Here is a 25,924-nt window from a genome sequence, read left to right as displayed (position 1 = left end):
AGCATCCTTTATTTGATAAAGTTAATAAACTTTATTTAGTCTATAAAATAGATTCACGCCATACTATCTGCGCAAAGCTATCTTTTATCTTATATCAGAGGCATTCCGTTCTTCTCTGCCTCCAATCGCATCTCTTGTGGCCATATGGCAGCCTGAATTTCTCCGATGTGTCCTTTACGCAAATAGAACATACATAGACGAGACTGACCTATTCCCCCACCTATCGACTGAGGTAGCTCTCCTGCTAGCAATCGCTTATGAAAATAAAGCTCTTGACGAGACTCTTGACCCGATATCCTCAATTGCTCCAACAAAGCCTCTCTATCAACACGAATCCCCATTGATGATAATTCCACCGATCGTTGCAACACAGGGTTCCACACAATAAGATCGCCATTCAACCCTCGATACCCATTCTCGGTTTCAGTAATCCAATCATCATAATCCGGAGCTCTGCCATCATGAGGCTCACCACTACTCAATTTACATCCAATACCAATAATAAATACTGCACCAAATTCTTTGGCTGCACTATCTTCTCTTTCTTTGGCTGTTAATCCCGGGTAACGTTGCAATAGTTCCTCTGCATGAAGAAATGTAATCTCTTCGGGCAATACCGGAGTTATTACGGGGAATGCTTCGTATACCAGATATTCAGTTCTCACCATCGCTGAATAAATCCGATTCACAACCTTTTTAAGGAACTCAACATTACGGTCTTTTGGGGTCATCACTCGTTCCCAATCCCATTGATCAACATATAAGGAATGTAGATTTCCGAGTTCCTCATCGGCTCTGATGGCATTCATATCTGTATAGATACCATAGCCTTCATTAATATAATAATCAGCCAAAGTCAAACGCTTCCATTTAGCGAGCGAATGTACAATTTCAGCCGAGGCATCCTGCATATCTTTTATCGGAAAATTGACAGCCCTCTCCACACCATTCAAATCGTCATTTATTCCCATTCCTTTCAAGACGAATAATGGAGCAGTAACTCTACGCAATTTCAGCTCTGAGGATAGATTTTGTTGAAAAAAATCTTTTATACGCTTAATCCCCATTTCTGTTTGCTGAAGATCAAGTAAGGCTTGATACCCAGCGGGCTTAATCAAATAACTCATTAACTATATATTTAATATTTTAAAATCATTTTAAATACAAATGTAAGCAAATTAAATCAATATGAAAGAATAATTTGACTTTGTTTTTACAATATGACATACTAAATATACTAAAAATGTATAAAAAATACACCTATGCATATAAAAAACCTCTTATTATCCTGAGGAATAATAAGAGGTTCCCTATGAAATATAAGAATTTACTTATTCAAAATATAATGTTCTGCCAAATCTCCAGTAATACGTTTACCTTCCATATCTAGCATGATCAAAGTATTCTCTCCAACAAAGAATTGATCCGGCTCTCTTTCTGTTCCAAAAAGAGTTATTGTGTTACCGGCCTTATTCCATTCATACTTTCCCTTATACTCGGATTTGCTGTCTTTTTTACCTTCAAACTCCATTGTTTTTACATAAGTACTATCCGAAAGAGTAATTACTACATTTATGCCCGGAGCATCCGCAGCAGGGATTTTCCCTGTATAGGTTCCTTGGTAATCTAAAGAGACACGAGCGCTATGACCATCATCAATTCCCTCTGCTATAGCTTCAAATTCACTAACAGAAGCTTGCTCCTCCACTTGTTCTTCTTTTACTTTTTGACCTCCTACACAACTAATGAGGAAAAACACCGATGCTATTGCAATTAAAAATTGTTTCATTTCTTATCTTCTTTTTTAGGTTCATCTTTATGGACTTTAGCTTCATAGCCTAGTTTTTCAATTGCTTTCTGAAGTTTATCTACTGTTGTTTGACTTTTTTTGTATTCTATTTCAACAGTTTTCTTCTCCAAATCAACTTTCATATCTGTCACTCCCTTTTCAAACGCAATATTTTTCTCTATGCGTTTTTGACAGTTTTCGCATGTCATAGACACATCAAAAACAACCGTCTCCCTATCGTTCTTCGGCTTCTTATCTTGAGCAAAAACAGCAATAGCTGCTCCTGCAAATACTAAAACCAACGTAATTACTAAAATTTTAAGATTCATAGTTTTTCTATTTTGTGTTCACTAAATAAAACAATCAACCAACAGAATAGTTGACTAATTACAATTTCAAGGAACAAATTTATCATTAAAAAGCCTAATATTTTATTATTTTATTAATTCTTTTAGCATTTCCGTCTATTGAGGTTCATTCTTTTTCTTACAATAAGACAATAGTAATTAAGATAGAACACCTCCATATATATTATCAGCAGCTATTTTCAGATAGCTGCTGATAGTATAAAAGAATATTTTCAATAAATATTTATCCCATATCACACAAGCATGTGATTAGATTTCTATCGCCAAAGGCATTATCTACACGTGCGACATTTATCCAGAATTTATTATTCTTAACAAATTCGAGTGGATAAATAGCTTTCGAACGAGGATAAGCATGATTCCACTCATCGGCACATGCTTCATATTCCGGATGAGGAGCATTTACTAAAACGTTATCTTCCTTCGAATACGCGCCATTCTCTACCTCCTTGATTTCTTCCCAAATCTGATTCATTGTATCCACAAAGCGATTTAATTCAGCAAGACTCTCACTTTCGGTAGGTTCAATCATTAACGTACCATGTACGGGGAAAGATAAGGTTGGAGCATGGTAACCGTAGTCCATTAGGCGTTTAGCTATATCAGTTTCAGTTATACCCGAAGCATCTTTTACATTTCTGCATTCAAGGATAAGTTCATGTCCGACTCTACCCGAAGTTCCTCTATACACAACTCCATAGGTATCTTTCAAACACTCTGCCAGATAGTTGGCACTTAGAATCGCAATCTTGGTTGCACGTGTCAGACCGTCTGCACCCATCATGCGGATATAGCCATAAGTTATAGGAAGAATACCTGCACTACCATATGGAGATGAAGCTACTGTATTCAATGTACTGCCATCCAGTTCTGGATGATGAGGTAAGAATGGAACTAAATGCTCTGCAACGCAAATAGGACCTTCTCCCGGACCACCACCTCCATGAGGGATAGCAAATGTTTTATGAAGGTTTAGGTGACACACGTCAGCTCCGATAAAACCTGGATTTGTAAGACCAACCTGTGCATTCATATTCGCACCGTCCATATACACCTGACCTCCAAAATCGTGTACAACTTGACACATCTCTCTAATATCTTTTTCAAAAATACCATGAGTTGATGGGTAAGTGATCATACATCCGGCAAGATTATCCTTATGCAATTCCGCTTTAGCTTTCATATCATCTAAGATCACATTACCATGATCGTCACATGCAATAGTCACTGTTTCGTATCCTGCCTGTATAGCCGAAGCAGGATTTGTTCCGTGCGCCGAAGCAGGAATCAATATAATATTGCGATGTCCTTGCCCTATACTATCCTGATATTTGCGAATTGTCATCAATCCGGCATATTCACCTGCTGCACCTGAATTAGGTTGGAAGCTAACACCTGCAAAACCGGTGATCTCTTTCAAGTATTCTCCTAATTCGGTAATCAGCTCCTGATAACCTTGCGTTTGCGACTCTGGTGCAAACGGATGTATATTCTGAAATCCTCCTAACGAAAGAGGTATCATTTCCGATGCTGCATTCAGCTTCATTGTACATGATCCCAAAGAAATCATAGAATGAGCAAGCGAAATATCTTTTCTATCCAAGCGTTTGATATAACGCATCAGCTCAGTCTCGGTATGATAAGAATTAAATACTTCGTGTTGTAAATATTCACTCTTACGGATAAACTTATCTCCGATTGTCATCTTTTCGGGAAGATCATCAATCATATATACTTTCATACGATTTACAGAAAGAGAGAATACAGCTAGCAATTCGTGAGCTTTATACTCTGTTATTGTTTCGTCTATACTGATTCCAACTTCTCCTGTTTCGAAATAACGAAGATTAATATCTCTCATCTCAGCTTGGAAACGAAGAGCCTCTTGCGTCACACCTTCTGGAAGCGCAACTTTCAAAGTATCGAAATACTGATCATTTAAGACTGTATATCCTAATTCTTTAAGCTCGTCAGCAACAAGAGCAGTTGCTGAATGAATTCGTTTTGCTATTTCCTTCAATCCTTTTGGCCCATGATAGACAGCGTAGAAACTAGCCATAGTAGCCAATAAGGCTTGAGCCGTACAGATATTTGATGTTGCTTTCTCACGCTTGATATGCTGTTCGCGAGTTTGCAATGCCATGCGATAAGCAGGTTTACCGTATGCATCTTTAGATACACCGATGATACGCCCCGGAACATTTCTCTTGTTTTCTTCTTTCGTTGCAAAGAATCCGGCAGAAGGACCTCCGTAAAACATAGGGATACCAAAACGTTGACTGCTACCAAAAGCAATATCCGCTCCCCATTCACCTGGAGGAACTAACAATGTAAGCGCCATCAAGTCTGTAGCTACTGCAACTTTACAGTCGGCATCTTTTGCTTTTTGAGTAAACTCTGTATAATCAAGAATGGTTCCATTTGAATTTGGATATTGTATAATTGCTCCGAAGAAACCATCTTTCAGATCAATTGTTTTATAATCTCCAACAACAACCGTTATGCCTTGAGGAGCCATTCGGGTATTGATTACTGCCAGTGTTTGAGGGAAAATATTTTCATCTACAAACAATTTATTCACATTACCCTTTACCTGATCGCGAGAACGCAAAGCATACATCATAGTACCGGCCTCAGCTCCGGCTGTTGCTTCATCTAATAAAGAGCAGTTTGCCAAAGACAGACCTGTAAGTTCACTTACCACAGTCTGAAAATTCATCAAGGCCTCAAGGCGTCCTTGCGATATTTCGGCCTGATATGGGGTATAAGAAGTATACCACACCGGATTTTCAAACACATTGCGAATTATAGGAGCCGGAGCAATGGTATCGTACCACCCCATACCAATATAAGATGCACAGATACGATTTTTGGAAGCCATTAAGGCCATTTCTTCAGCATATTCATGCTCACTCAATGCTTCGGGCAACCTTATTCCGTTCTCTAGTCTGATATTTTGAGGGATTGTTTGCTCTATCAACTCATCTAACGACTTGACACCGATTTTATCAAGCATCAATTTTTCATCTTCTTCGCTAATGCCTATATGGCGTTTGTGAAATTTCTCTGTTTTCATGTGTTTCCCTATAGTTTATTGTAAATAAAAATTAGTTTTCATTTCCTCTCTTATTGTTGTTAATGGACCATGTCCCGAATAAACAACTGTATCTCCCGGCAAGTTCAGTAATTTCTTTTTTATACCTGTGATCAACTGCTCGTGATTACCGCCCACAAGATCTGTACGACCAACACTACCCCTGAAAAGAACATCCCCTACAAATACACAACCCGCTTCTTCGTTATAAAAAACAATGCTCCCGGGAGAGTGCCCCGGAATTTCGAATACAACAAGGCGTTGATTTCCAAATGTAACAACATCATTTTCCTTCAAGTATTTTCCAATTTTAGGAATAGCGACATTGCCCATCTTACCAAAACCAAACATTTCTAGCTGCGATGGCATTTGAGCCAACAAAAACTCATCAGCCTGATTTGCTTCTGTTTCCAACTTGAACTGATCGTATATAAAAGCATTTCCGAATACATGATCGAAATGCAAGTGAGTATTTAATAAATGTTTTACAACAAGATCGTTGTCTAAAATAAAATGCAGCAAAAGTTCTTTTTCGTCGGGGAATAAACAGCCCGGATCGATTATTACACACTCTTTTGTTTCATCATATGCTACATATGTATTTTCGCTAATTGGGTTAAATTCAAATATTTTGACCTTCATATATTTTTTAATGACTATCTGTTAATAACAAGTATAAAGATATATATTTATCTGATGCGAAACTAGTCATTTTTCTTCTTAAGTTTTGTTATAAATACACAAAAAGACAGCATGAATTCCCTCCATACTGTCTTCTATATAAAACATTATAATACCTTATAGATTTAAACTAAAAAGTCAATAGCCTACAGTAAATCTTCGTCGCGAATAATTAGATTTTTCTATTTCATCAACTATTGCAACAGCAGCATCCTGAACCGATATTTTAGATTCTCCGTCATTGTCGAAAACAGGACTTTCAGTGCCCAAACGATATTGCCCTGTTCTAGTTCCCGGAAACATATCTAAAGCTGGGGAGAAAAACGTCCAGTTTAATTCAGCCTCATTTTTTAACATATTCAGATAATCTCTTGCTGCTGTAGCCCCGGCTTTGAATTGCTCCGGGAAATCGGGTCCATCTACTATCTGGACTCCATCGATAAACAAGCTTCCGCCACCACCTACAACAATAAGACGATTCACACCCGACTGTTTCACTGCTTTTTGGATAGCTTCCGATCCTTTCAAAAAATCGTTATACAAATTAGGATTAGACCATCCTGCATTATATGCACTTACTACGACATCATTCCCTTTAAGGGCTTCAGCCAAAGCATCAACATTCGTAATATCGGCAGAGACTACATGTAGTTTTTCGTTTTTTAAAGGGATTTTATTCACATCGCGTGCGATAGCTGTTACCTCATAATTCCTACTCAATAGTTCTTCCAACAAATGCGAACCAACAAAGCCTGTCGCTCCGATTAAAGCTACTTTCATACGCTAATTATTTAATGGTTTAAATAATTAGAACAAGCTACAAGAGGTATTGTTTAGAGTAAAACGTAAACGATCTTTTTTGTCTTAAAGAATTCTTCTTCGAAATACATAGAGAGGTCATCCGCTTCTGCCGCCTTTTTAAACGGACGAAGTTCTCCTTCCAGATTTCCTCCTTTAAGGCAGATCAAACCATTAGGGAGCGCATTGCGATTTTCTTTAGAGATATTTTTTCGAACAATTTTTACGAGGTCAGGCAATGGCATCACTGCTCTGCTGACCACAAAATCAAATTTTTCTTTAACCTCTTCTGCTCTACAATGGCGAAACTGAATGTTTTTCAGACCGATTGCGTTAGAAACCTCCGTCGCCACTCTGACTTTTTTACCTATACTATCTACCAGTAAAAACTCACATTGCGGAAACAATATGGCTAAAGGCACTCCAGGGAAACCTCCTCCCGTTCCCACATCCATTATCTGTGTTCCATCCGCAAACTGTATGAGTTTTGCGATAGACAAGGAATGAAGAACATGATGAGTATAAAGATTTTCAATGTCCTTTCTTGAAATAACATTTATTTTTGAATTCCAGTCGAGGTATAAATCATACAAAGCTGCAAATTGTTGTTTTTGCAGCTCTGTTATATCGGGGAAATATTTTAATAGTATATCCATTTTATAGTCCTGCCAAATTAGAGATTGGCGAATCTTCTCTTAACATTGATTTGATTTCAGCATAAGGAATAAACACCCTTATTTCTAATGTAAAGATAGAATAATCTCCGGGATTGAATACATAAGTGATCCCTTTATCGTCGACAAAAAAGTTATTATTAGATGTTAAATCCTCTACACCTATATATCCGTAAGCGACAAGATCTTCTACATTCGTTACATTATTTTGTCTCATTATCTTACTCACAAGCAACGTATTCAGAGCATCCTTGTAATTTGGCAAGAAAATATCTTTTTCGTTTACAGTGTTTCCTGTCTCCAAATCTACCACAATATTCCTAGAGAATTTAGATGAGTTTGCACCACCTTTATCATCTGTCGATACCATTTGATAAGAGATAAGTCCTCCTTTGCTATATTTCAACTCACTATTCAAGGTTTTGCGATAAGAGAAATAATCTTCAGCCTCTCCTGATTTTTCCCATTCAGGAAATTGCTCCTCAACATCACGCTTGTAATGATCGATATAATCTACTACATACTTGTCGACAGCCTCCCGCGGATTCATTTTCTCATATCTTTCATCTTCCAACAATACATAGTTCAATTCGCTTTGTACTGCTGCCAATATTTCTTTATCGCTATACTCTGTAGGATAAACATAATGTATATCAAGAGAGCAGAAAGGCTTGGTACTGTCATTATCGATATGATAAACTTCCGAAACAGAAATTGTGTCATAGACTATATCATTCGATTCGTCGGCTTTTTTCTTATCTGTTTTGCAAGAAAAAAAAGCGAAGAACAGAAGAATAGTCAGACTGAGAAGAGTGGCTTTTATTTTCATAATACATCTCTTTAACTAATACAAATATACTATGAAAATAGAGGAATACAAGTTTTAATTACCTAAAATTACCTGCGCTAGCACGCTAAAACACACAACAAGGAAGTTATCACTCTAATAGAAAATAAAAAAGCAAGATTTTTCAACCTTGCTTTCTATATTATTCCTAATAAAGTGATATATATTACATATTCATTCCACCACAAACCGGAATAGCCTGACCTGTTACATAAGAAGAAAGATCTGAACCTAAGAATACTGCCACATTAGCAACATCTTCTGGAGTTCCTCCACGACGTAACGGGATTTGCTCTGCCCATTTTTTCTTCACATCATCAGGTAATACTCCAGTCATCTCTGTGATGATAAATCCGGGACAAATACAGTTTGCACGAACATTTCTTGAACCTAGCTCTTTGGCGATAGATTTAGCAAGACCAATCATACCAGCTTTAGACGCCGAGTAGTTTGTTTGACCGGCATTACCGGAAAGTCCTACTACAGAACTCATATTGATAATGTTTCCGCTTTTTTGTTTCATAAACACAGGAGTTAGTGCATGAATGAAATTAAAAGCAGACTTTAGGTTTACATTGATTACCATATCCCATTGTTGCTCAGTCATACGCATCATCAGTCCATCGCGAGTAATACCTGCATTATTGATAAGGATATCTACTTTTCCGAAATCGTTTACGATTGCCTCTACAACTTTATGTGTATCGTCAAAGTCAGCCGCATTAGAAGCATAAGCTTTAACTTTCACTCCAAACTTTGCTATTTCAGCCTCTGTAGCCTTAGCGTTATCGTCGATAGCTAAATCTGTGAATGCGATATTAGCTCCTTGTTCTGCATATTTCAGGGCAATTGCTTTACCAATACCACGTGCAGCTCCTGTAATAATAGCGGTTTTACCTTCTAGTAATTTCATAATTTTTATACATTAAGTTTGCAATTATTTTTTCTTTTTTATTCCCTCAAATATCAGGTAAGCAATATTCTCACGTTGCGACTCTGTCTTAAGACTCTCCGCCCTGATTTGCCCCCGTATATAAGGTACCTCTAATCCTTTTAGTGCATGATGAAGAATTTCGGCAGTAGCTTGCGTATCGGGCATTTCAAAAACTCCCTGCTCTACTCCCTTGTTCAAAATATCTTTCAAGACCTGAATTTCTTTCAAGTCAAATGCTTTTCTCACATTTTGCACCCGCCATATATCTCTAAAGAAGTCAGCTTTCAACGTACCATTTCGTGCCACTACATTTTTTATAGCATCGAAACGCGTGTAAAAGAACAACATTAATTTTTCGTCGGCGGGAAGATTCTTGTTAGCCACTGTTTGCAAGGCATGAAACATTTGATCGAGCTCTGTTTCGAGCACAGCCTGATAAACCTCATTCTTGTTATTGAAATATGTATACAACGTACGTCGCCCCTTATGAGAAGCTACCGCTATATCATTCATGGTCGTATTTTCCACTCCCAATCTTGCGAATAATTGGCGAGCGACATCAATTAGTATATTTCTCGTCTTGTTTATGGCCATACAATAGAAAATGCACACATATATTCCAAGTGTGCAAATTTAGTATAAAAATATTGAAACTATATAGATTTTATAGTGTTTTTGCATATAACAAGCAGTTCCGGCACGAATATTTACTTTAGATAAGGGTCACTTCCCTCCCAGAATACTTCCTGTTGAGAAATAAACCAAGTCCTACCTCTGTCATCATTCCCTTGATAGAATAGATAGGTTCGCCCTGTTGTAGCATCCTTGAATATATGAGGATGCCCCGACTCACAATAATTCCAGGTTCCTTTATCTCCATTCGGCAAGAATGGCTTATTAGATAACCTCTCCCACTTTACTCCATCTTTACTTTTTGCCACACCTATCTGTTGCGGATCGTTATTATACGCTCCGGCATAAAACATTACCAATTCATCCCCTACTTGCACTACCGACGCACCCTCTACACATTTTCCTTCCCACGGGTATTTGGGCTCTAGGATGGCTTTATCACAAGCTTGCTCCCAATCGTCTTTATTAAAATTTGTTGAGACTGGCGCAGTAGCAACTCCTTGAATCTGTATTTCATAATCGGGGGTACGGCTCGCAAAGTAAAGAAAATATTGATCTTTAAATAAAATCACTTCTGCATCTATTGCTCTGCCACAATTCCAGTCTCCGGTAGGCGAGAATATAGGGTTTGTCTCATTGCGCTTAAAATTAATTCCATCTATAGAATAAGCATGACAAATCGCATCAGTTCGTCCGTTTCCATATGTCTGATAAAACAAATGAATCGTATCATTCCGCACCAAAGCACCCGGTGCGCACAGTCCCTTAGCTTCATATTCGGCAGCAGGTTTTATATCCCCGACTACCTCCCAGTCTATCAGGTTTTCGCTTCGGGAAATACCTATATTCCAACCGCTATTTGCAACTCCCTCTTTAGGAGGAACAGAATAATACATAAGGTAAGCACCATCAAAATTCACTACATGCGGATCTTTAGAAAACGGACGTCCTACACGGGTTGTATCCGCAAACATCATTCGATTTTGAGCATTACAATGAAACGAAGAATAGCATAAAAAACTATTCAGTATAAGAAAACAATAAATGATTTTATCTTTCATTCATCAATAGATTTTAGGTAAGAGTAAAACAAAGATAAAAAATAAAGAGATTTTAACCCAACTACTTACATAGACAATCAAAAAACATAAATATTTTTCGTACTTTTGTGCTTTCTTTTTGGAATCTAAAAAAATTAAATACGTAAAAACGTGGCTAATACTAAGTATATTTTTGTTACAGGAGGAGTTATTTCTTCTCTGGGAAAGGGAATCATTGCCTCATCGTTAGGCAAATTGTTGCAGGCAAGAGGTTATAAAGTTACAATTCAAAAACTGGATCCGTATATCAATATCGACCCGGGAACTCTAAACCCTTACGAGCATGGCGAATGCTATGTTACTGTTGACGGACACGAAGCCGACCTAGACTTAGGCCATTATGAGCGTTTCCTGAACCAGCCAACGCATAAAGATAACAATATAACAACTGGGCGTATCTATCAAAACGTTATAAACAAAGAACGTAAAGGAGATTATCTTGGAAAGACTGTTCAGATTGTACCTCACATCACAGATGAGATCAAGCGCAATATCAAGATGCTTGGAACGAAATATGATTATGATTTCGTTATTACTGAAATAGGAGGAACAGTGGGAGACATAGAATCTCTTCCTTTTATCGAAAGCGTTCGTCAATTGCGTTGGGAACTTGGTAAAAACTGCCTATGTGTACACCTTACTTATGTACCTTACATAGCAGCTGCTAAAGAAGTAAAAACAAAACCAACTCAACACTCTGTAAAACAACTACAATCGGAAGGTTTACAACCGGACATACTAGTTCTTCGTACAGAACAGCCTTTGAATAAAGATATCTTACGCAAGGTTGCATTGTTCTGTAATGTAGAAGTTGATGCTGTAATACAATCGGTAGATGTACCTACGATATACGAAGTTCCGTTAAACATGCAGGCTCAGAACATGGATGAGACCATCCTTCGTAAACTGGGCATGCCAATAGGAGAAAAGCCGGAAATGAAAAACTGGCGCGACTTCTTAGACAAAAAGGCGCAAGCTAAAGATACTGTTCGCATCGGCTTGGTTGGAAAATATGTTGAACTTCCTGATGCATACAAATCAATCAACGAATCATTGCTGCAAGCAGCTATATATAACGGTCAGAAACTGGATCTGCAATTTATCCTTTCGGACAAGTTAACTGCCGAAAATGTAGAAAGCACTCTTTCTTCAATGGATGGCATACTTATTGCTCCTGGATTTGGACAAAGAGGTCTTGAAGGAAAATTACATGCATTGAAATATGCGCGTGAAAAAGATGTTCCTACTTTTGGAATTTGCCTAGGTATGCAATGCATGGTTATTGAATATGCTCGCAATGTCTTGGGACTTGAAGAGGCAAATTCGACTGAAATGAATCCTCATACACCATTTAAAGTAATAGACTTGATGGAAGAACAAAAGAATATTACCAATATGGGAGGAACAATGCGCTTAGGTGCTTACAAATGTGAGCTTGAAAAAGACTCGCTTGTATACAAAGCCTATGGTAAAAAAATGATAGAAGAACGTCATCGCCACCGTTTCGAATTCAACAGCGATTACAAAGAAGATTTCGAAAAACATGGCATGAAGTGTACAGGTATTAATCCTGACATGGAACTGGTTGAGGTTGTAGAAGTACCTCAAAACAAATGGTATTTAGGTGTACAATTCCATCCGGAATACAACAGTACTGTTGTTAATCCTAATCCATTATTTTTAAGCTTCATCAAGGCTGTAGTAGACAGCAAAAAGAAATAATAATAGTAAGAAAGGACATAACTAATTAAGACAAAGCAATAAATGGACAAGAATATGATCACCGGGTTTGTGCTGATAGCGGCAGTAATCATTGGATTCACGCTACTTAACAAGCCTTCGGAAGAAGAAATTGCCCGCCAAAAAGAGCAATTCAGAAAAGATTCTATTGAATACGCTCAAACTCAACAACAGGCCAGAGACTTTACCAACGAGAAGTTAGCAGAGGAGAAAAAGGAAAGCGATTCGCTTGACAGTTTTTTTGCTACTACTCAGCCAACAGACTCTCTAGTAAGGAGTACTACAGATTCTTTACCTGCTGTAAACAATAAGAATGAAGAGCTCATTACCCTTGAAAACAATAAAGTAAAAGTAACACTTTCGACCAAGGGTGGTAAAATGGTAAGTGCTCAGCTGAAAAACTATAAACGTTACGACGGAGACTCTCTTTATATTTTCAATAATGATGGAGACTTTGCTCTTCTTTTAACGAACAAGCAGAACAAAATACTAAGCACAAGCGATCTTATCTTTACTCCTACAAAGACACAAGACAAGAACTCGCTTATTATGCGATTTGCTTATTCAGACAATCAGTTCATTGAATTCATTTACAAGCTGACTGACGATGACTACTTGTTGAAGTATGACATCAACATGGTAGGGCTTCACCCAATGCTAGACAGAGACAAGGCTGATATATTTGAAATACATTGGGCTCACAAGATGCGTCGTCAAGAGAAAAGCTTCAAGAATGAGCAACGCTACTCTCATATCTATTACAAATACTTAAATGACGATGTAAACGAGCTTAGTTCGGATAAAAATGAACAAGTAGAACTAAAAGAACCTACTAAATGGGTTGCATTTAAAAACCAGTTCTTTGCTCCTATACTTATAGCTGATGAAAAAATAGACATCGCATTATTAGATTCTCGCGTACTTCAAACAAACGAAAACAGCGAATATTTAAAAACATGTGATGCAAGACTATTCGTTCCGGGAAAAGTTGATATGAACTCAGGTTCTATTTCGACAGGTTTCTCATTCTACCTTGGACCAATGGATCTTTCTACACTAGAGCGTTATGATGATGCAATAAATAACAGTAGCCAGAAGTTAGATCTTGGACAATTAGTTCCACTAGGTTGGACTATATTCAGATGGGTGAATCAATTATTTGTTGTTCCTATCTTTAACTTCCTTAGCGACACAGGAATGTCTATGGGACTTGTAATCTTCTTACTGACTCTTATCGTTAAGATTGTTATTGCTCCATTGACATATAAATCATTCCTTTCTTCTGCAAAAATGCGTGTTCTTCGCCCGCAAGTAGAAGAGATCAATGCTAAATTTCCTAAGCAGGAACAAGCAATGGAAAAACAACAAGCTACAATGGCGCTGTATAGTAAAGTCGGGGTAAATCCGCTGAGTGGCTGTTTCCCTATGCTTCTACAGATGCCTATATTGATTGCTTTATTCCAGTTTTTCCCTAATGCAATCGAACTTCGTCAACAAAGCTTCTTGTGGGCAACAGACCTTTCCACATATGATGCTATCGTAGAATGGACAACACCTATTCCGCTAATCGGGATGACTCATATCAGTTTATTCTGTATTCTGATGACCATCACCAATATTGTTTATACAAAATTCAATATGGAGATGACCAATACAGGACAACAGCAAATGCCTGGTATGAAATGGATGATGTACCTGATGCCTGTAATATTCCTATTCTTATTGAATGATTATCCTTCCGGATTGACATATTACTATTTCTTATCATTGTTGATCACAATTCTATTAACTATTGCTTTCCGCTTCATTATAGATGAAAAGAAAGTATTAGCCAGACTAGAAGCAAACAAAGCTAAACCTAAAAAGAAATCAGGGTTTATGGCTCGCTTGGAGGAAGCACAACGCATCCAACAACAGCAATTGAAAGACAAGAACAAGACAAATAGTACAAAAAGAAAAAGATAAGACTTAAATTAAATATGATATAAAAAAGGTTATTCTCGCAGGATAACCTTTTTTATTTACATTTGTATTTGAATGAACTATTTCCGTTGATATGAATATTTGTTATCTGATTTTAGCTCACAACAACTTCGACCACCTAAACCGTATGATTGATAGCCTCAATGATTCGGATGAAAATTCCTTTTATATTCATATTGACAAAAAAGTGAGCCAATACACTATTCAGGCTCAAGACAACATTCATATAATCCCCACTCGCATAGATATAAACTGGGGCGGCTATACGATGATAGAAGCAACACTTGCCTTGATAGAATATGCCATAGAGAGCTCACCTAAGGCTGACTATTACATACTCATCAGCGGTGTGGATTATCCCATAAGAAAGAAGTCTTTTTTATTAGAGCAGCTAGAAAAAGGAAAAGAATATATTGATATTGCACCCGTACCTGCGCCATTCAAGCCTATCCTACGTTACGAGTATTTTTATTTCGACTACAATCGTCGAAACCTTAAGCCTTATAACCCACTATTCTTAACAGAAGTTTTGCTGAAGAAACTGAAGATAAAAAGAAAAGCTCCTTTCAAGCTATACGCTGGTACGCAATGGTTTGCGCTGACAAATAAATGTATCCAGTACATCCTTAAAATAGTGGAAGAAGATAAAAGGTATGAGCAATTCTTTAAACATACTCTTGTGCCTGACGAAGCCTTTTTTCAAACTATTATAGGTAATTCGCCTTTCATGGAACATACTGCTGCAAGCCTGACATACACAGACTGGGAAGTGGAAAACCCTCCTGCCATAATAGAAGAGAGACACATTGAGTTTCTCAAAAAAACGATTGAATTTAACGATGAATATAGGCAACGATTCCCTTATTTTGCTCGAAAATTCGACAACAACAGCAAGGAGATTACAGAAAAGATAAAAAAAGAACTTTGGCTATAGTAAAGCTTCCTCTAAACTAGGCAACAGATCGGACACATAACTACGTGATATATCCGTAGGTTTCACCACTTCTTCGTTCCAGACAATCAGATCTACATCTATCTTTACTATCCCTTTTTCTTTATCTCCATTGCTTCGCCCGATTTCTTTTTCTATCGATTTCAAAAGAGATACAACTTCATCCTTTTCTTTATCAGTATAAATGAAAGCTAACTGATTAAGAAAATCCGATTTATAAGAATTTCCATAAGGAACAGTCATAGATGTTTTAGAATAAGCAATAAATAGGAACTGCTTCTCCAATAGCTGATGACAAAGATCCAGGTTACGATCTCGGTCTTCATTTGTTCCTATGCTGAGTAAAGCTTTATTCATAATTCATGCAAATATACATCTCATTTTCTAAATAGAGAGGTATAGATACAGAACTTATAGCATAAGAATATTATTTTTTCAGAGGGATTACCATATTCCATGTTTTCTCAAAATTCCATGGGCTAGGTCCTATACCTGTAGCTGCAAAAAGATGCGTTGGCTCACCATCCTCAAATAAAAGGAACGGACGCTCAAAATTTGCTTGAAGTATCTCTCTCCCATCATTCCATTTCACTTTGCGAGAATAAGCCTTCACCAGATCAGATAACTTCCAGTCTATACCATTCTCTGATGTAGCATGTATTCCTCCTCCATCTTCTCCACAAATATGACCAAAACGATCTTTCATAATCAGTTCGTAATACTTACCATTATGCCAAACGAAAGGATCTTCCACATCGTTGTCTTTATTGTCGGCAGTATCGAAACGAAATATAGGATCATCCGACAGACGCCTGTATTCTCCCAGAGGATCATCAGCTTCTGCCACACCTAACAGTAGAGGAGGAGCTGAATTAACAGGCGAAGATTTATACATAAGGAGAATCTTTCCGGTAATAGGATTAACCACCGGAGAAGGATTAGTTGTTATTGTAGCATCCCATTTTCCGGGGCGAGGTTCTATTACCGGTTTATCAGACCGATGCCAAGGGCCATAGAGCGAATCAGACCACGCAACCCCTATTCGTTTATTCATCCATGCCCGCTCAAACCAATCATCTTGCCATACTGTGCCAGCTGTTGGAACTGGGAAATCATATGTTGTCCCGAAATAATATAGATCGTATTTTCCTTTGAAATAAATTACTCTCGGATTGTGAGTGACTAGTCCGTCAAAAAAAGCAGCACCTCTTACGGGTAAAGCTACATCCGAAAACTGATACGGCCCTTCGGGTGTATCAGATACAGCATGTACTACCTGAGAATTGGAAACCCAACCCTGAAATCCTATCGCTTTCTCCCATCTATCGGCAAACATATGGTATTTACCATCATCCCCTTTTATCACCGAAGAGCCCCATACCCAGTAATCTCCCATTTCAAAGCCTGCACCAACAGGAGCAGGAAGCAATTTATCAATAAATGCACCTGAGGTATTATTGGCGAATATCTTGTTCGACTGAGATACAGCAAGCGTACCCAATGCCAATTGTTTGATAAAAGCTCGACGAGAAGTATGCATATTCTGATTTTTAAGGTATTCTTATAAAAATAGAGATAGATTCTTAGCTAGTAAAATTTAAATGGTTTTATTTTCTAAATTTGTAAAAAATAATACTCCGTTATGAAATTTATAGCTATCATACCTGCACGTTATGCATCTACCCGATTCCCGGGAAAACCACTGGCCGACATGAATGGCAAACCGATGATACAACGTGTTTACGAACAAGTAAAAAAAGCCATTGACGATGTGTGGGTGGCAACTGACGATACCCGAATTTTTGATACTGTTCTTGCGTTTGGAGGGAAAGCCGTTATGACTTCTCCTGATCACAAAAGCGGAACAGACCGCATCCAAGAGGCATATTCTACAATAAACGAGCCTTTTGATGTTATTATAAATGTACAAGGGGATGAACCATTCATACAGCCGGAACAAATAGAAGCGCTCAAAGACTGTTTCGACAGCAAAGATGTACAATTGGCAACATTGGTAAAACCATTCAAGAAAGAAGATGGCTTCGATGTGTTGTTCAATCCTAATTCTCCTAAAGTGGTGATAAATAAGAAAAATGAAGCCATCTATTTCAGCCGCTCCGTTGTTCCTTATATTCGGGATGTACACCATACGGAATGGCTCGACAAACATACCTTTTATAAACACATTGGCATGTACGCATATCGATATGATGTATTGAAAGAAATAACTCAACTTCCACAATCTTCGTTAGAAAAAGCAGAATCGCTTGAACAGCTTCGCTGGATAGAAAACGGATACAAAATTCGCGTAGGCTACACCAATGTAGAAACAATAGGAATCGACACTCCCGAAGACATGGAGAAAGCACTACAACATTTTCAAGCGTAACAGTAAAAACTATTCAGGGAATATCAATCTACTCTTTCCTAAATCCCGGGATGTAGCAAGAGCAATAGTGCGCTCTTCTACTCCATTATTATATGCTACTGCATTGTAAAAATGGTATACAACTCCATCGTGTTTGATCACGCATGGTTTATGAGCAAATGTATTATCATAATCTTCCGATGGCGAGATTAAATCTTCTCCTTCCCATACTGTCCAATTCTTTAAATCATATGAGCAAGCGAAACGTTCAAAAGCCTGAGGCTTCCAAAATGCTCCGAAATAAAACATTACCCAAAGATCATCCATTTTCGTTATATAAGCATCTCCACTAATACCTGATTTATGATCAATTACAGGCTCGTCTCCATATCGTTTCCAAGTAACCATATCATCAGATACAGCCAAAGCAATACGCTCAGCCACCTGATGACCTGAACTTTCATCTTCCTTATTTTTTGCGTTGTAAAACATCACAAAGGGATATTCCAAAGTCTTATCTTTATCATATATTATTGAGCTTTTATAGATGGTATAATTATCGTACCATCGAGCATCGCTGTCCGAAGGCAGCATTACCGGTTCTTTCATCCGATTCCATTCTTTAGCCATTGTGAGATTATCCGTATTGGCAATACCTATTCCTAATATTCCAGCTTCATAGCCTTCTGTTGCCCCACCAAGGTAAGACATCCAATATTTGTTATCATATTTATTAACCTCATATGTTCCGCCCCAAGTAAAATCTTGCAAGGCAATATATCCTGCTTTTTGATTAGCATCCCAAGTATTTTCTGTAAATGACATTAATTTCCCCTGACTCGTCCAATCCAGCAAGTTATCACTTATAGCCAAAAGAGTTTCATAACCTCTTCCATCAAATACGATATAAGTCATGTACCATTTATCCCCAACTTTGAAAATGCTAGGGCTATCTACCATTTTAGAACTGTTTTCCGGAAGCAGAACTAAGCCATATTTATAAGGTGTTTTTATTTCTTCATAAACCTTATTCATCACTTCATCGGATACTATTATTGGCTTTGACTCACTATTTTTTTTCTTACAGCCTAAGAAGAAAAGGATACAAACCAGAATAAAAAATGTAGAACAACTACAGTTACTATTTTTCATTTTCATCAATCTTAAGGTTATGCTTATTTTCCAAAGTATTAATATGACAGGATAAGGGCTATCAACAAATTTAATAAAAAAGCAAACTTAACCAACATATATAAAGTCTTATAAGTTGTTTAAACACTTGTTTAATAAAAAAAACTTTTTTACTTTTACCTTTTAAACAAGCGTTTAGAACAGATGTTTAACAGAGAAGAATGCACAGAAGTAAAAGAAAGAATTCTCAACGAAGCCCGAGAACTCTTTATCAAGAACGGATACAAAGGGACTAGCGTAAGAGATATAGCCAAAGCTTCGGGAACGAACGTAGCAATGGTAAACTACTATTTTCAGTCTAAATACAATCTTTTTGAAATTGTATTCGAAGAGACTCTGGATGTTTTTACGAAAAGAATATTCGAAACAATTTCATCAGACCTCCCTTTTTTGGAATTAATAGAATCTTGGATTCATACCTACTATGAACTCCTATTCGAATACCCTCAAATAGCAACATTCATATTAAATGAAGTTAGCCTGAATCCCGAGGGACTGACAAACAGAATAAAGAAAAGAAATCCATACAATGCTTTTACTAAAATAGAAGAGCGTATGGAAGAAGCTATCCAAAAAGGAATAATAAGAGAGACTCCTGCTGCCGACTTTTTACTGAATGTACTATCAATGTGTATGTTCCCTTTTATGTTTGGTAAAATGGCTATGACACTGATGGAAATACCTCAGTCTTTATACAATGAATTGATATCGAATCATGAAAAATACGTCATCGAGTTCACTCTCAATGCATTAAAACCTATAGATTACACAACTACATCACATAATAAATAATGGTTAAACTACAATACAGAATGGGAATAGACGTGGGATCTACCACAGTCAAACTTATCATCGTAGATGAGCAAGCCCAAATATTATATAAGGCATATACAAGACATCAAGCTAATATACAGCAAACGTTGGTTACCGAACTTAAAAAAGCGTCGGAGAAATTTCCTGATGCAACATTTAAAATAAACATATCCGGATCGGCCGGAATGGGTATAGGAGAGCGTGTTGGTATTTCTTTTGTTCAGGAAGTAGTAGCAGCAGTAGAAGTAGTCAAGAATGTATATCCGGAAGCTCACACTCTTATTGATCTGGGTGGAGAAGATGCGAAAATGGTTTTCTTCAGCGAAGGGCGCCACCCTGATATAAGAATGAATGGTAGCTGTGCTGGTGGTACAGGTGCTTTCATCGATCAGATGGCGAGCCTGATGAATATTACTGTTGACGAACTGGGAGTTCAAGCTCTTAGTTATGAAAAGATTCTACCTATCGCTTCGCGCTGTGGAGTATTTGCCAAAACAGATGTACAGAACCTTATTAGCCGGAATATACCAGTTGCTGACATATCTGCATCCATACTGCATGCCGTAGCCTTACAGTCGGTAACAACTCTGGCACGCGGATGCGATATCATTCCTAAAGTTATCTGTATTGGAGGACCTCTAACTTTTATCCCGGCACTGAGAAATGCTTTCCGCGATGTACTTAATATACAAGATGAAGATCTTATTGTTCCCGAAAACGGGGAGTTCTTTCCTGCTTGGGGCGCAGCATTATATAAAAGGGAAGTTGAGACAGCTATTGACTTATCAACATTAATTGATAAACTGTCAGAATCGACCACTTCCAATCATAGCGATGCTCTTGAGCCTCTATTCAAAGATGAACTTGAATATATAGAGTGGGATGCGAACAGAAATATAAAACAACTACAGTTTAAATCACTGGGCGAGGATAAATATATTGAGTGCTTCTTAGGTATAGACTCCGGATCTACAACATCGAAGATTGTAGTGATGGATACTGACGCGAATATTATCTATAAGTTTTACGGAAACAACGAAGGTAATCCGCTGAAAAAAGTGATGGAAGGGCTTTCTGTATTCTTCAAAGAAGCCGAAGAAAAAGGAGTTACAGTCAAATTCCTTTCTTCAGCTGCTACAGGATACGGAGAAGATCTTATGAAATCGGCCTTAGGACTTGATTATGGCATTGTAGAAACAATTGCTCACCTATCAGGAGCACAGTATGTAGACCCGAACGTTTCTTTCGTTCTTGATATTGGTGGACAAGATATGAAGTCCATTTTTATAAACAATAGCATTATATCTAATATTGAGCTAAATGAAGCTTGCTCGGCCGGCTGCGGATCTTTCTTACAAAACTTCGCCTCTAATCTGAACATGAGTCTTGCCGATTTTACCAAAGCGGCTTGTTTAGCTAAATATCCGAGTGACTTGGGGTCTCGCTGTACAGTTTTCATGAATTCTAAGGTAAAACAATCTTTAAGGGAGAATGCCGGGAATGATGATATAGCAGCCGGATTGGCTTATTCTGTAGTAAAGAATTGTCTCTTTAAAGTACTTAAAATATCCAATCTTAAACTACTTGGAGAGCATATCGTCGTACAAGGAGGAACATTCCGAAACGATGCTGTCTATCGGGCATTGGAAATGCTTTCGGGCAAGAAGGTAAGTTCTACCGACCATCCTGAGCTGATGGGTGCTTTAGGTGCTGCCCTGTATTCACAGCGTTTGTGGGAAAAAGGAAATAAAGAGACTTCTTTCTCTGGTAAGGAATCGCTCTTCGATTTAAGTACAATTGATACACGAGAGCTGATTTGCAAAGGCTGTACAAATCTTTGCTCGGTTCTCCGTTTCAAGTTCAATAATGGCAATATTAGCTATGCAGGTAATAAATGCGAAAAAGTTTTTTTCAATAAAAATACAGAACGAAAAGAGGGCTATAATGCCTTTGATACGAAAAACGATATTCTTTTCAACAGACCTGTAAGAGCCGAAAACATTGAGAAAGGAAAAACAATCGGCATACCTCGTGTATTGAATATGTTCGATAATTATCCTTTTTGGCATACGCTATTGACCGAATGCGGTTTTAATGTAAGATTATCACCCGAATCAACTTTCCCTCTCTATCAAAAAGGAGTAGGAGGTGTGATGTCTGATAATATCTGTTTCCCTGCGAAACTTGTTCACGGACATATTCTGGCTCTTATCGAACAAAAAGTAGATCGAATATTTTATCCGATCGTACCAAAAGAAGAAAAAGAGTTTGGACAATCTTCTAATTCTTTCAACTGTCCTGTAGTAAGTGGATACCCTGACGTTATCAGAAGTTCTATCGATCCGGAAATTCGTCATGGCATACCGTATGACAAACCGGTTATTACTTTCAGCAGCGATAAGGCTTTATATAAAGGATGTTTCGACTACCTATCCAGATTAGGGGTTTCCAAATCTGTTTTCGAAATTGCTTTTGAGAAAGCATTAAAAACTAAAGATTCGCTGAAACACGAATTATACGATTTCCAGAAAGAATTATTGGATAATGCTGTCAAGTCTGGCGAATATCTTTTCGTTGTAGCAGGAAGACCTTATCATACCGACCCTCTTATCCATCAGAAAGTGGGACAAATATTATCAGATTTGGGAGTAACAGTTTTGACTGATGACGTATTCCGAAAACCTGAAAGTCAAGGCTTCGGCAAACTCAATATTATTTCTCAATGGTCTTATCCTAACCGTGTAGTACAAGCAGCAATGGAGGTAGCCAAACTTCCTCAGAACATTCAACTGATACAATTAAATTCTTTTGGTTGCGGACCCGACTCTTTCTTTATGGACGAGACACGTGATATATTAAAAGCAAGCGGCAAAAATATCACCGTATTGAGGATAGATGAAATTGCCAGCCCCGGATCTATACGCTTGCGCCTTCGTTCGTTGGTAGAATCCTTGAAAGCGGTTAAAGATATTGACACTACTGAAAATGGTAGTTATTCTGGCTATTCTGTCCCTTACAAGAAGGCTAAGGATGGCAATAAAACAATATTGATTCCGTGGCTTTGCGACTTTATTTCGCCTTTTGCCCCAGCCTTAGGAGAGTTGCTAGGTCTGAAAGTAGAAAACCTTCCTAAATCGGATAAAATATCTGCAGACCTAGGTTTGATGTACGGGAACAATGAAGTATGTTATCCTTCTACCCTTGTTTTAGGTGATATAATAAAAACATTAGAATCGGGACAATACGATGTTAAAGATGTTGTATTGGCTATTACTCAAACCGGAGGTCAATGTCGCGCCACAAACTATATTGCCCAGATCAAAAATGGACTTATAAATGCGGGCTTTAACGACATACCCGTCATTGCTTTAAGCTCTGGAGAAACATACCAGAATGGAGAAAGTGAATTCTCTCTCGAATGGAAAAAGATAGCAAAGCTTGCTATTCCTCTTGTACTTTATGGAGATGGTTTACAACAAATGCACAGCGCTATATCAGTCAGAGAGAAAAAAGAAGGAGCTTCTTTAGACTTATTTAATTTCTATATAGAAAGAGGAATAGATGCCGCACGTGCAAATAATCCGAAGATCCTTTTCAAGCTGCTAAAAGAAGCAGTAGAAGACTTTAACAATATTCTTATTTACGACAAAAAATATTCTAAAGTCGGTCTGATTGGAGAAATATTTGTGAAGTATAATAATTATGCTCAGGCTAATATCTCAGAATGGTTGCGCTCTCAAAATGTAGAAGTATCTACTCCTCCTTTATTAGATTTCCTTATGCAGTTCTTTGTTAACAGCAAGGTAAATACCGATAATGGATTAGATCAGGAGAGTATTTTCTCTAAAACTTTAAAGCCTCTTATTTGGTGGTATATCAACGGTAAGGTCAAGAAAGCAGAAAAGATTCTGAGTAAATTCAAATTCTATGAGGCATCGGAATCCATATATGCCAAGGCAGAAGCGGCATCCGAAGTATTAAGCCTTTCTAATCAATTTGGAGAAGGCTGGTTGATTCCGGGAGAGATTGCTCACTACGCAAGAAAAGGAGTTAATAAGGTGGTTTGTTTACAGCCATTCGGATGTATTGCCAATCACATTGTGGCTAAAGGTGTAGAAAAAAGAATTAAAGAAATTTATCCAAACATGAATATTCTTTATCTTGATATAGATGGAGGTATAGCTGAAGTAAACTTGCAGAATCGTTTACACTTCATGATATAAATATCCGTTCAAATAAAATAATAAAAGCGGCTAGGATTAATCTTAGCCGCTTTTATTTTCGATAAACAAGCTTAATTATGTCTTTTACATACATTAAGATAATAGGAAACAGAATTTACTTACTATATTTAAAAGCCTGAATAAACCAGACTAACCATTATTATCTATATTATGCAAAAACTACGACTCCCTTACAAGCAAATACTTACATGTTTATTTATAGTTTTCAGTTCTTCTTGTACAAAAAAGAATGATAATAATACGATTCCATTCGAAAAAGATGGCTGTTTTTATATTAAGGCTGTACTAAATGATAGCATTGAGGGACGCTTCGTTTTCGATACCGGAGCAGATGGACTATATCTGGATAGTACTTTTTTAAATAAACACAAATCTCTAGCAATACTTGCCTCTGAAACAGTGAGAATGCGAGGTGCAGGAAGTACAGATTACAAAGAGATTTCTCTATTGAAAGATTCTATAAAAGTAACTATAAGCGATAGCTATATTCATACTTTCACAGATATCCCCATTTTTAAATTAACAGATATCAATGGCGATGATATTGCGGGTATTATAGGAAATGAATTCATAAAAAATCAGGTGTTATGTGTTGATAATGAAAATTTGACACTATCTATCACTCCTTCTGTAAATAAAAAGGATTATAATATAGAAATTCCATTCGAATACGATGATGGACGAATATATTTTCCTCTTAAAATATGGCTAACTGAAAACACAATGGTTGAACCTAGACTGCTGATGGACTTAGGTTGCGGAGAGTCTGTCATATTCAACACACCTTTTTATAAGACAATAAAAGGAAATATTGAAAATAGTATAACATATACTATTCTCCACGGCGGTGCATTAGGAGGTAATTCTAATGGTGGAGAATTTAGAGCTTCTTCGATGAGCATAGGTGAGTGTAGCTTACATAATCCTCTTTTATCATATTCTATAGATACTTTAGGAGCATTTTCAAAGACTGAGTATGATGGGCTATTAGGCAATCAAGTGCTGGATCGATTCAACTATGCCATTGATTATAAAAACAATAGGCTATATCTATCACAGAACAACAAGTATAAAGAACCGTTCAATTCTACCCTCACAGGTTTTTATGCCATGAAGAGGAGTGATTTTGCTACTGTCGAATCAATTTATTATCAATCTGAAGCACATCAAAATGGACTTCAGTTAGGAGATACAATTATTAAGATTAATAATAAAGATATTGGAGGACTTACTGATAGTGAATTTTATAATATACTAAGAAATAGAGATAAAGTTATATTAACGATAACCAGAAATGAAAAAGAATCAAAGATCTCCTTTACTCCAAAATATCTTTTATAGCACAGAAGTATAAACACCTGTATACCAAGATATTGCGCTACAAGTTTGGATTGTACACAAAATATTAGCTATCAATATATTAGCATCAACAAAAACATTATATTTCCCTTTTTGACCTGAAAAAAGTCTTTGTGTTTGTGTAGATAGTAGTAGAATTAGGATAGAGTCTATCTATGGTGTGGTAGTGGTTGGTATATATACAAAAAAAAGTAGCGTCCTCTAGTTAAACTAAAAGACGCTACTGATCTAAAACGGCGGTTACCTACTCTCCCACAAATATGCAGTACCATCGGCACGACTGAGCTTAACTTCTCTGTTCGGAATGGGAAGAGGTGGATCCTCAGTGTTATAACCACCTTAATTTCTTGCTGTTG

General features: G+C 37.3%; 21 protein-coding genes and 1 rRNA gene. 7 read left to right on the top strand and 15 right to left on the bottom strand.

The features are described 5' to 3' along the window. Window positions 1-89: 89 nt before the first annotated feature. From asnA to DHU68_RS11290, 11 genes are all read right to left on the bottom strand, one after another. Window positions 90-1,127: an aspartate--ammonia ligase gene (asnA, locus tag DHU68_RS11340; protein WP_108823114.1), complete on the bottom strand. Its 1,038-nt coding sequence runs from the start codon at window positions 1,125-1,127 to the stop codon at window positions 90-92. Window positions 1,128-1,327: 200 nt separating this feature from the next. Continuing rightward, window positions 1,328-1,789 (bottom strand): copper resistance protein NlpE, encoded by a 462-nt coding sequence (locus tag DHU68_RS11335; RefSeq protein ID WP_108823113.1) that lies wholly within the window; start codon window positions 1,787-1,789, stop codon window positions 1,328-1,330. Beyond that, window positions 1,786-2,118, bottom strand: coding sequence for a heavy-metal-associated domain-containing protein (locus DHU68_RS11330; RefSeq protein ID WP_108823112.1), 333 nt, complete (start codon window positions 2,116-2,118; stop codon window positions 1,786-1,788). Before DHU68_RS11330 ends, DHU68_RS11335 begins: the two co-directional genes overlap by 4 nt. Before the next feature lie 262 nt (window positions 2,119-2,380). After that, window positions 2,381-5,233, bottom strand: coding sequence for an aminomethyl-transferring glycine dehydrogenase (gcvP, locus tag DHU68_RS11325; protein WP_108823111.1), 2,853 nt, complete (start codon window positions 5,231-5,233; stop codon window positions 2,381-2,383). A 15-nt stretch (window positions 5,234-5,248) separates the two neighbouring features. After that, a complete protein-coding gene (locus tag DHU68_RS11320) occupies window positions 5,249-5,893 on the bottom strand; it encodes an MBL fold metallo-hydrolase (protein ID WP_108823110.1) in 645 nt (214 codons plus the stop codon). A gap of 177 nt (window positions 5,894-6,070) precedes the next feature. Continuing rightward, a complete protein-coding gene (locus tag DHU68_RS11315) occupies window positions 6,071-6,712 on the bottom strand; it encodes an NAD(P)-dependent oxidoreductase (protein ID WP_108823109.1) in 642 nt (213 codons plus the stop codon). A gap of 53 nt (window positions 6,713-6,765) precedes the next feature. After that, on the bottom strand, window positions 6,766-7,386 hold the full coding sequence (gene rsmG, locus DHU68_RS11310) for a 16S rRNA (guanine(527)-N(7))-methyltransferase RsmG (protein WP_108823108.1): 621 nt from the start codon (window positions 7,384-7,386) through the stop codon (window positions 6,766-6,768). 1 nt (window position 7,387) lies between these two features. Then, window positions 7,388-8,233 carry an RsiV family protein gene (locus DHU68_RS11305; RefSeq protein WP_108823107.1) on the bottom strand — a complete coding sequence of 282 codons (846 nt, stop codon included), beginning with the start codon at window positions 8,231-8,233 and terminating at the stop codon, window positions 7,388-7,390. Window positions 8,234-8,417: 184 nt separating this feature from the next. Beyond that, window positions 8,418-9,164 (bottom strand): 3-oxoacyl-[acyl-carrier-protein] reductase, encoded by a 747-nt coding sequence (gene fabG / locus DHU68_RS11300; RefSeq protein ID WP_108823106.1) that lies wholly within the window; start codon window positions 9,162-9,164, stop codon window positions 8,418-8,420. Between the two features lie 24 nt (window positions 9,165-9,188). Then, window positions 9,189-9,779, bottom strand: a complete 591-nt coding sequence (locus DHU68_RS11295) for a TetR/AcrR family transcriptional regulator (protein WP_108823105.1) — start codon at window positions 9,777-9,779, stop codon at window positions 9,189-9,191. Window positions 9,780-9,892: 113 nt separating this feature from the next. Beyond that, window positions 9,893-10,879, bottom strand: coding sequence for a family 43 glycosylhydrolase (locus tag DHU68_RS11290; RefSeq protein ID WP_108823104.1), 987 nt, complete (start codon window positions 10,877-10,879; stop codon window positions 9,893-9,895). Window positions 10,880-11,029: 150 nt separating this feature from the next. Here DHU68_RS11290 and DHU68_RS11285 point away from each other — a divergent pair, with 150 nt between their 5' ends. The 3 genes from DHU68_RS11285 to DHU68_RS11275 all read left to right on the top strand — a co-directional run bounded on the left by DHU68_RS11285 (window position 11,030) and on the right by DHU68_RS11275 (window position 15,575). Next, a complete protein-coding gene (locus tag DHU68_RS11285; protein WP_108823103.1) occupies window positions 11,030-12,640 on the top strand; it encodes a CTP synthase in 1,611 nt (536 codons plus the stop codon). A gap of 42 nt (window positions 12,641-12,682) precedes the next feature. After that, window positions 12,683-14,623 (top strand): membrane protein insertase YidC, encoded by a 1,941-nt coding sequence (gene yidC / locus DHU68_RS11280; protein WP_108823102.1) that lies wholly within the window; start codon window positions 12,683-12,685, stop codon window positions 14,621-14,623. Window positions 14,624-14,714: 91 nt separating this feature from the next. Continuing rightward, window positions 14,715-15,575 carry a beta-1,6-N-acetylglucosaminyltransferase gene (locus tag DHU68_RS11275; RefSeq protein WP_108823101.1) on the top strand — a complete coding sequence of 287 codons (861 nt, stop codon included), beginning with the start codon at window positions 14,715-14,717 and terminating at the stop codon, window positions 15,573-15,575. Here the strand turns inward: DHU68_RS11275 and DHU68_RS11270 are convergent. Further along, complete coding sequence (locus tag DHU68_RS11270) at window positions 15,570-15,950, bottom strand: 2-amino-4-hydroxy-6-hydroxymethyldihydropteridine diphosphokinase (protein ID WP_108823100.1); 381 nt, start codon at window positions 15,948-15,950, stop codon at window positions 15,570-15,572. The genes DHU68_RS11275 and DHU68_RS11270 overlap by 6 nt on opposite strands. A gap of 70 nt (window positions 15,951-16,020) precedes the next feature. Next, entirely contained in the window at window positions 16,021-17,133 is a 1,113-nt protein-coding gene (locus DHU68_RS11265; protein ID WP_108823099.1) for a glycoside hydrolase family protein, read from the bottom strand. A gap of 102 nt (window positions 17,134-17,235) precedes the next feature. Here DHU68_RS11265 and kdsB point away from each other — a divergent pair, with 102 nt between their 5' ends. Continuing rightward, window positions 17,236-17,982, top strand: a complete 747-nt coding sequence (gene kdsB, locus DHU68_RS11260) for a 3-deoxy-manno-octulosonate cytidylyltransferase (protein ID WP_108823098.1) — start codon at window positions 17,236-17,238, stop codon at window positions 17,980-17,982. A 9-nt stretch (window positions 17,983-17,991) separates the two neighbouring features. Here kdsB and DHU68_RS11255 read toward each other — a convergent pair whose 3' ends face one another. Next, complete coding sequence (locus tag DHU68_RS11255) at window positions 17,992-19,113, bottom strand: glycosylase (RefSeq protein WP_108823230.1); 1,122 nt, start codon at window positions 19,111-19,113, stop codon at window positions 17,992-17,994. Between the two features lie 183 nt (window positions 19,114-19,296). On the opposite strand from DHU68_RS11255, the gene DHU68_RS11250 reads away from it, so the two are divergent. From DHU68_RS11250 to DHU68_RS11240, 3 genes are all read left to right on the top strand, one after another. Next, window positions 19,297-19,944 (top strand): TetR/AcrR family transcriptional regulator, encoded by a 648-nt coding sequence (locus tag DHU68_RS11250; RefSeq protein WP_108823097.1) that lies wholly within the window; start codon window positions 19,297-19,299, stop codon window positions 19,942-19,944. 20 nt (window positions 19,945-19,964) lie between these two features. Further along, on the top strand, window positions 19,965-24,188 hold the full coding sequence (locus DHU68_RS11245; RefSeq protein ID WP_255412491.1) for an acyl-CoA dehydratase activase-related protein: 4,224 nt from the start codon (window positions 19,965-19,967) through the stop codon (window positions 24,186-24,188). A 171-nt stretch (window positions 24,189-24,359) separates the two neighbouring features. Further along, window positions 24,360-25,550: an aspartyl protease family protein gene (locus tag DHU68_RS11240; RefSeq protein ID WP_108823095.1), complete on the top strand. Its 1,191-nt coding sequence runs from the start codon at window positions 24,360-24,362 to the stop codon at window positions 25,548-25,550. 249 nt (window positions 25,551-25,799) lie between these two features. Here DHU68_RS11240 and rrf read toward each other — a convergent pair. Then, window positions 25,800-25,910, bottom strand: a 5S ribosomal RNA gene (gene rrf / locus DHU68_RS11235). Window positions 25,911-25,924: the final 14 nt, after the last annotated feature.

This window comes from Dysgonomonas sp. Marseille-P4361 (assembly GCF_900343125.1).
Lineage (GTDB): Bacteria > Bacteroidota > Bacteroidia > Bacteroidales > Dysgonomonadaceae > Dysgonomonas.
Note: the sequence above shows the minus strand (reverse complement) of the source record. Positions and strands in the feature narration are given on the sequence as shown.